The organism is Corynebacterium sp. HMSC067D03 (assembly GCF_001811185.1).
Taxonomy (GTDB): domain Bacteria; phylum Actinomycetota; class Actinomycetes; order Mycobacteriales; family Mycobacteriaceae; genus Corynebacterium; species Corynebacterium coyleae.
Map to the genome: position 1 here is coordinate 1 of NZ_KV803829.1, position 8,665 is coordinate 8,665.

Annotated in this window: 3 protein-coding genes; all 3 read right to left on the reverse strand. The window is 59.1% G+C overall.

Annotated features, from left to right (window positions below; translation table 11 throughout):
- On the reverse strand, positions 1-3,056 hold a 3,056-nt coding region (locus HMPREF2785_RS07665), incomplete at its 3' end, for a YPDG domain-containing protein (RefSeq protein ID WP_141743368.1).
- Positions 3,057-3,561: 505 nt separating this feature from the next.
- On the reverse strand, positions 3,562-6,057 hold the full coding sequence (locus tag HMPREF2785_RS07670) for a hypothetical protein (protein ID WP_070614760.1): 2,496 nt from the start codon (positions 6,055-6,057) through the stop codon (positions 3,562-3,564).
- Between the two features lie 17 nt (positions 6,058-6,074).
- A partial coding sequence (locus HMPREF2785_RS07675; RefSeq protein ID WP_210386103.1) for a YPDG domain-containing protein occupies positions 6,075-8,665 on the reverse strand: 2,591 nt, incomplete at its 5' end.

Consider the following 8,665-nt stretch of genomic DNA (forward strand, 5'->3'; position numbering starts at 1 on the left):
TTATCGGTCGGATCAACCGGCTTCACACCAGAGGAATCAACCGTGGTCTTCTCGGTTCCCGGAGTGACAGGCGCGTCGTCATTTTCGACAGTCACCGGAACATCAACAGTGTCGGTGGTGCCATCCGGGTAGGTCACAACAACCGGGACCGTGATCTTGTCACCCGGCTTGGCATCCTCAGGGATGGTTACCTTGATCTCACCGGTGTTCTCATCGATGGTCACACCGTCTGGGACGTTCTCACCCGGGGTGAACTTGGTGCCCTCAGGAGCCTTAGTGTCCTTGCCGTCCTTGTCTTTAAAGACAGGCTTGTCCACCGTGACGTCCTCACCAGGCTTGCCGGAGCCATCCTGGTCGTACTTAGGCTCGTAGACGTATGCGTCGTTGCCGACCTCCGGATCACGCGGGTTCTTATCCTCAGAATCCGGGATACCGTCATTATCGTCATCCTCGTCGGTGACATCCGGCTCACCGTCACCGTCGGTGTCGAGCTGGAACTTCGCAGTCGCATCGTCAACAGTGCCGTCCGGGTAGGTCACCTTCACCGGAACATCGAATTCCTCCGGAGCAACCGGCTTACCGTCTTCACCCAGCTCCTTGATCTTCTCCGGATCAGCCTTCACCGTAACGTCACCGGTTTCCGGATCAACCGTCACGGTGTAGCCCTCAGGAACAGTCCAGTCGCTGCCATCTTCGTTCTTCAACTCGAACTTAGAACCAGCAGGAACCTTCTCGAACGGCTCACCATTCTTAGTGAACTTCGGATTCGAAACCGCAGGATCCTTCGCCGGATCGACCAACTTGGTGTCATAGCTCGGCTCGAAGACATCGTTGTAAGCCTTCTTCGGGAAGAACTTCACATCAGCAACATCAACCGAACCATCGGCATAGGTCACACGCACAGGAACAACAACCGGATCCTCGCCATCCTTCGGCAAGTAGTTCTCCGGAATAGTCACCACACCGGTCTCCGGATCAATCTCAAAGCCTTCCGGAACACCGATCTTCTGCTCCATCACCGGAACAGGATTGCCTGCCTCATCCAGCACCTGCTTTTCCTGCAGATTGCCTTCATCATCAAGCACCGGATCGCCGTTCTCATCGACTACCGGCTCAGTTGCGAACTGTGGGCTGCCATCTGCATTACGTGCCTGTTCCTCGATCGGATCACCGTTTTCATCCCTCAACGGGATACGGAACGTCGGCGCAAACTCGTACTTCTCGCCCTCAACCGAATCGGTGACGTCGTTTTCCTTATCAACCTTGACGCCATCACGATCTTCCTTGAAGAACTTCGGCGGCAGAGACTGGTAACCATCGGTTTCCGGATCCTCATCCCAGTGCACATCACCGTAACGCGGATCAACCTCAGCAGCCTGATCAGCCGTCACAGAGAACGAATCAGCAGCAATCGGATTCGGGCCAGCATAGAACCATGCGGTAAACGTATCGCCGTCCTTAGCCGACTTCGGCACCGTCAAAGACGCATTCGCTTCATCACCGCACTGCTCAATCTGCGTGCCAACATCCGGATCACGCGGATCAACACCCTCGATCGGCTCGCCGGTTGCTGGGTCAACTACCTTGCCGGCAGCATTCGTCCACACAATACGGTTTGCCGTACCCGGCAACGCACCATCAATAGCCAACTTGGCTACATCCTCACGGTGCGCCAGGTTGTTCATATTGTCGAAATTCACTACATGCAGCGCGAGATTATTCGCCTCCGGCGAGCCCGTCACCGCAAAGTTCATGCTCGCGACAGCGCCGGAAAGCCTGTTCGGCGTCGGGAATGCAACCCAGTTCGACGCCTGGCGCGAGAAGTTGAACTTAAACTCCATCGGCGCACCAACCGAGTGCGTCTGGACTACGGTGCCAGAAGCATCCTCAACCCACGCATAGTAACCACGGTTCTTCGCGACCTCATCATAGTCGCCCTTCAGGTCGAGGGCGTACTGGCCAGTCTCATCCGTGGTCGCAACCCAGGTCTTGCGCAGCCACTCAGGGTGCTCCTTAACCAAATCCGCAACAGCACCAGGACGAACGAACATGTCCTGCTCATGCGCATTTGCCAAACCGGTAATGCCCTCTTCAGTCAACGTGGTGAAGTACACCTTGTAACCGACGGCAGGCGTATCCTTCGAAGTCGAAGCGGGAGTCTTGAAGGCAGGACCGGTCACGATGTTGGCTTGATCTGCGCCAAGGCCAGTCTCATGCCACACACGGCCAACGATGACCTCATCACCGGTTACGGTGCCAAGATCACGGCCTTCAGCGTTGCGGCCGACGAGCGGGTTCTCCGAGACTTCCTCAGCCATCATGAAGTTCTTGCCAGTCTCAGGATCAATCGGCAAGTACCCCATCCAAATGTGGGCACGCTGGTAGTTCGTGCCCACAAGCGGGAACGTACCGTGCTTTGCTGGGAACGCCGATTGCCACTGACCGGTCGTCAAACCCGGTGCCGTACGCATCGGGTACATCAACAGACCTGAACGCTTTTCAACCTGTGGCTCCGCCCAGATGCGAATCAGCTGACTGGACACAGCACGGAACTGGTGGAAGTTACCATTCGAATCGGTAAACCCATCACGCAGATCAAAGGCAAAACGTCCCTGACGAGTACCTACCTTGTGGGTTTGGGTCTCATACACCGGAGACACGGTGCCGTCTTCATCCATCCACTGCATGAACACACGGGTGCCGTCCTCAACGAAGCGACCTGTGCCAGGAGTAATCGTGCCGTAGCCACCGACACCAACGAAGCCAGACACAGTGTGCTTCGCATTGGTGAAGTCAGTCACCGAGGTGGTGTAGCCATTTGCAATCGCGTCAACAACCTCAGCACCTTCAGTGTTAACCAGCTGGGTGTTGTAGCGCGCCATCGGATCATTTGGATCCAGACCACACTTCGCTGTGTGTCCATCAACCGTATTCACCTCAGATCCAGTTTCAGCAGCAAACGCGACCGGCTGTGCCAACGGCGCAACAAGTGCAAATGACAGAGCAGCCGCTGCTACGGACGTACCGCGACGGCGACCAATGTGACTTTTTTTCATTAAATTCCCTCCAAAAAGTCTGAGCGTCATAGGTTCATGACCCTGACGAGCAAACAAAACACACCTGCAAACAGGGCCTATGGACACCACCGTAAAGAAAGTGACAGGGGACGGCAATGCACCCACTAGCTCCATGACAGCTGTTACCACCCTGAGATAGATCAATGACACTCGCCATCAAAAGCGCTGGCCAGTACTGTTATACAGGCGTATAATATTACCTGTGCTCCACCTAAGAGCGGCGGAAAAGTGAGCCCGGCAGGGTGCGCAGGGGCACTTCCAGCAAATTCCGTAGTTGTCTACAGTTTTAGGGAATTAGTTATCTTTTCGAGGTCTTAATGCCTTAGGAAAATCTGAGCCTTTCACCATCACCCCCTAACGGGGGCAATGAGTGACGTTTTAATAGTCATGTGTAAAGACTACGGAAACGTAAAAACGCCTGTGATGGGAAGAATCCACCACAGGCGTCGAACCTACGAGGCAACCGGGCCCCGGCACCGTGAGCCTAGAACGGCAACTTGAACTGCTCGCCGTTCTTGAACCACCAGCCGAACAGAGCGGTGAGGGTGCCAAGGATTACCAAGGCGGCGCCGGCGATCGCGCCGCCGTTCGCGGAGGAGCCATCAGACGGCTTCCCTGCCGAATCCGAAGGGTTCGCGGGCTCCACCGGGCCGCGGGTCTGGGTCACCGGGGCGGGCGCAGGCTTAGGCGTCGGCGTCACGGTGACGGTCTCCTTCGGGGTAGGCGCAGGCGACGGCGCCGAAGTGGTTGGGGCCGGCGGCTGCACGACCGGGCGCAGCACCTGCTCGACCTTCTTCTGCTCCTCCTTGTTCACCTTCGCGGACGGGAGGTCCTTAAGCACCTTTTCGGCTTCCTGCTTGGTCAGGTCGAGGACGGGAACACGGAAGGTCTCGTCAAACACGGTCTCACCGTTCTGGTTCTTCACCGAAAGCTCGACAGGCGTGTTCGGGCCCTTCACCCCAGCGAGGTCCTGCATCGGGATGGCGAGGTCACCGGCGTAGTTGTCCTTATCCGCGATGCCAGCCAGCGCAATGTCCTTGCGTGCGGACTTGCCGTTGCCCCAACGGGCTTCCACGGTGAAGGTGTGGGCGTCGATGCCCTTGTTTTCTACGCGGACATTCAGCGCGTTGTTGGGGTGGTGGAGAACGATGCCGTTGTGGGCGTCGTCGATAAGCAATGCCCCTGCTTTGAGATTGTTATCGGCAGCGGCGAGCACCGCGAGCTCGTAGACAGTCAGGTCCTCCTCCGCCAACTGATCGTGCTCGTGCGTGACGCCAATGATGCCGTCGGCCTTGCCGATGTAGTTGGAACGCAACACCAGATTCTTCCAGTCCGCGGGGATGGTGGACTGACCAACGAAGCAGAACTGATCCTTCAGACCCTCCGGGCACTTGTCGTAGAAGTTCTTGCCCGAGTTCAGCGCGTAACCGTCCGCCTTCGTCTCCTCGGTGGAAAGCCCGAAGCGGGAGAACTGGTACAGGTAGTTCATCGCGGAGTTGTACTTCGGGATGTAGTTACGCTCCTGCTGGCCGCTCGGGTAGCCGGCGAGCAACTCGGCGTACTTGTGACTCTCCTCGGTGGGGATGCCGTCGTGGTCGAGGCCGAGAACGTGACCGAACTCGTGAAGAATCGTCCCCTTGAACTCCTCTTCTGTGGTCAAGCCAGCGCCCTTAGCGACGAAGAAACTCTCACCCTGCAAACCCAGCCCCGACGAAAGTTCTCCAGGGGCAATCGTGTCGCCGATCACGCCGACATGCCACACGGCGTCACGCTCGCCGAGCAGGTCGTTGTGCCAGCCCTTCATCGTGTCCACGCGCGACCTGCCATCCTGGTCAAAGGAGTACTTCGCGTACGGCAACTTCTCCTTGTTCTGACCACCGCGACGATCCGCCACCGGGATACCCGGGGCGTACAGCGCGCCTGCGTCGATGTGCAGGTTGATGCCGTTGTCACGGAACAGCGCCTCCAAGTCCTGGAGCATCTTGCGAGTGGGGCGGTAGAAGTTCTTGTTCAGCGTCGCGCACTCTTCAAACGAGAGCACGTCCTTCGCCGTCGGGTTGAACCGGCCGCGGTCCGCGCAGCCGCGCTGCTCCCACTCGGACGGCATCCAGTTCAGCTGCAGGAACACGTCCGGGTGCTGCGGGTCGGCGCCCCACTTGGGCAGGTCGATGACGGTGCCGTCTGCAAGCGTGAAGCCCTCTTCTTCCCAGATGTCGGGCAGGCCGTCGCCGTCGGTGTCGGCGGCGTCTTGCTGGGTGGAGACATCGATACGCACGCTGGTTTCGAAGCGCCCCGAGGCGTCGGTTCTGCCCACCCAACGACCACGCTGGGCCTCCGCAGAAGCTCCGATGTGGCCGCTGACTTCCTCGCCCGTTGCGGCGTTGAGCGCCTTGAAGTCCTTGTCCGCGGCGGTGGCGAACGTCCCTTCACCGAAGGTGACGTCGACCTCGTACCCCGGCTTCACCGGCGCGAGGTGGAAGCGGTTGGCACCCGCGTCAAACGTGCCGGTGTAATCCGCCTCGAGTGCTTTGAGCAGGACGGTCGAATCAAGCTGCACCCGAGTACCCTGCGGTGCCTCCACGACGGTCTTCACCGTGGTGGAGCGTCCCTCGATGGTGAAGGTGCGGGTAATCGTGACGTTGCCATCCTTGGTCACCATGGTGACCACATTGGCGTTGCCCTGCTGCTTACCGGTCACGGTGGTGTTGTTCTCCAGCGAAACGCCCTCGCTGTTCACCCACACATCGGTGAACAGGCGTGCACTCAGCCCACCCGGTGCGGAGTATGGGTGCGCGTAGTGCAGGTCCGTGAACCGGCTCGGCTGGATGAGCACGCCGTCGAACGCACCGTTAGTGGCATCCTGCGCGACCTGGTAGCCGCCTTCGTATTTCTGAACTGCAGCATCCGCTGGCGTTACGACGAGCGGCGCTACCATCGCAGTACTGAGCAAAACTGCAAGTGCTGTCTTCTTCAAAGCCATGATCCTTGTCCCTTTTGCTAGAACTTGATGCCAAAGTTGCGCAGCACGTCACGCACCGCGTCCTGGTTGATAAACGCAGCCCACGCAGCGCCGCCGATCACCGCGAGCACACCAAGGATGATCGCAATGACCCCTCCGGTGCTCGAGCCGGTGGTGCACGATTCGCTGGAAGTGCTGGAGGTGCTGGACGTGCTCGAATTGCTTGAGCCGTGGTCGCACGCCGGGTTTGCCGTCACGCCTGTGCCGGTGACCTCCACGCGCGCCTGGATGCGCTCGACGGAGCCGTCGGCGTAGCGGACATCCACCGGCAGCACTCGCGTGCCCGGCTTCGCGCCGGCATCCGCCTGCACCGTGATCACGCCTGTTTCCGGATCAATCTCTGCTTTCAGACCCGCAGCGTTGCCTGCCAGGGAGTAGGTCGCGCCGGCCTTCTTGTCCAGTGGAACCTCGAGTTGCAGCGAAGTGCGCTGGCCGGGAGCAACCTTCGACGCAACGTACACCGGTTGGTGCTGGGTGGTCTGCGGCTTGGTTGCCACGACGGTGACGTTGACCGTGGTTTCGGACCTATCCGGGAACTTCACCACCACCGGCACAACGACCTGGTCATTCGGCTGCACCTTGTCGGTGGTGACCACCGTGACCTCGCCGGTGTCCTTGTTGACGTCCACGGACCAGTTCTCGTCCGAAAACGCACCAATGTCGAAGGTGGTGCCATCCGGCAGCGCCGGCACGACGTTCGCGTCCATCGCCACGCCTACCGGAACCGTAACCAGCGCATCCTTGACCGGGATGGTCTCCGCCATCGAGGTTGCTGCCTGCGGGTCAACGAAGGCAACAATGCTTTGTTGCGACCCATCCGTGTACGACACCGTCACCACAACCTCTGCGCGGTGCTCACGCGACTGCGGCGCGGTTGCCGTGATCAGGCCCGTGGTCTCATCCACCTGGATGCCCCAACCGTTGAGGTCCGACTTGTTCCTGTCGAGCGTGAACGTGGTGCCTTCCGGCAGGTCGTTATCGCCCACCTGTTTGACCTGGGTCTGCTCGCCCGGCGAGGCGGAGCGGCCGACCTCGTACTTCGGGTCGTACATCTCGGCGTAGGCGCCAGGGATGACCTCGAAGATGGCTTCGGTTTTGTCGGTGGTGCCGTCTGCGTACGTGACCTGCACTGGAACCGTGATGATGTCACCTGGCTGCGCATCCTTCGGCGCGGTAACCTCAACGCGGCCGTTGTCCTTGAGCATGCCCGGGGCGTCCACCTTGAACGCCACGTTTCCTGCTGTCCGCAGCGGCTGGCGGCGGAACTCGCGCCCATTGACGTAGCGAGTCAAGTTCGGCGTGACCGACGTTGCCGACTCCCCCACCCGCACATACGCGCGCGGGTACACCGGATCGAACTGGTTGGTAAGGGGGACGCGCTCTTCTTCCTTGACCGTGACCGTGGCGTCGACTTCGTCGGTCGAGCCGTCCGGGTAGGTCACGATGACCGTAACCTTCTTGTCGCCAGGGGTGGATGTGTCGGGGATTTCCCGGTACTCAAATTTTGCGTCCCAGGGTAGGCCCTGGGCGTTTTCAATGTTGCCCTTCGCATCCGGCAATTCACCGAGCGAAACTGTCTGGCCCTGAGGCCTCAGGAAGTACCTATCAGCGTCCGACCTCGTATCGATGATCTCCGCATCGATCTCACCAATTTTCGCATCGTTCGCGTTAGAGACGATGACCTTGGCCTCCTGCGGATCAGTCCCCTCCAGCACCGTAACTGTGATGTTGCCGTCCCGGTCGATCTCGACCTTAGAGCCCGGGATTTCGTTGCCGCCCTTATCGACGAGCTTGCCGTTCTCGTCACCCCTCGGATTCTCAACCTTGCCAACAGGGTGCTGAGAACCGTCCGCAATGATCAACGCATGACGTTCAGCACTCACCGACGGATCCTTCTCAACAACGATGACGGTGACGTAAGTGAAGTCACTGGATCCGTCTTGGTAGGTCACAACGACCGGGACCGTGATCTTGTCTCCCGGTTTCGCTTCCTGGGGAACACTGGCGGTGATCTCACCAGTGTTCGGGTCAATGGTCACGTCCGTTGAAGCATAATCACCCAGCGCGAACGTGGTGCCTTCAGGCTTTTCGGTGGTCTCGTCGGTGGGGTCACCGTTTTCGTCAGCCTTCTTAAACGTCGGCGCATCAACCGTGGCATCCTTACCCGGCTTAGCCACACCCGTGCCGTACTCCGGCTCAACCTTGTCAGCATCACGCACCTCAGTCAGCACAAAACGCGCATTACCAACAGCAGTCATTTTGTCCCTGTAGGTAACCTGAACCGGTACTTCAATCTCGGACTTAAACGCAGCATCCTTCGGGAAGGTCACCGAAACCTCACCGGTACGACGATCAACGTTGACCTTGTAGCCCTTCGGAGCCTTAAACCCATCCGCCAGATCGAACCTCGTCGGCTCCTTGATCCTGTCATGCGCAGTCAGATCATCTCCGCTGAGCTTCTCGACGACACCCTCAGTGTCAGTGTTATCAAACTTCGGTGGCTTCGAGGTGACCTGCTCACCAGCCTTCGGCGCCTCAGTCGTCTCATACAGCGGCTGCCAACCAGTCA

Excerpts from the sequence above, each read along its gene's own strand:
- HMPREF2785_RS07670 (WP_070614760.1), bottom strand. The coding sequence starts at position 6,057 with ATGGCTTTGAAGAAGACAGCACTTGCAGTTTTGCTCAGTACTGCGATG.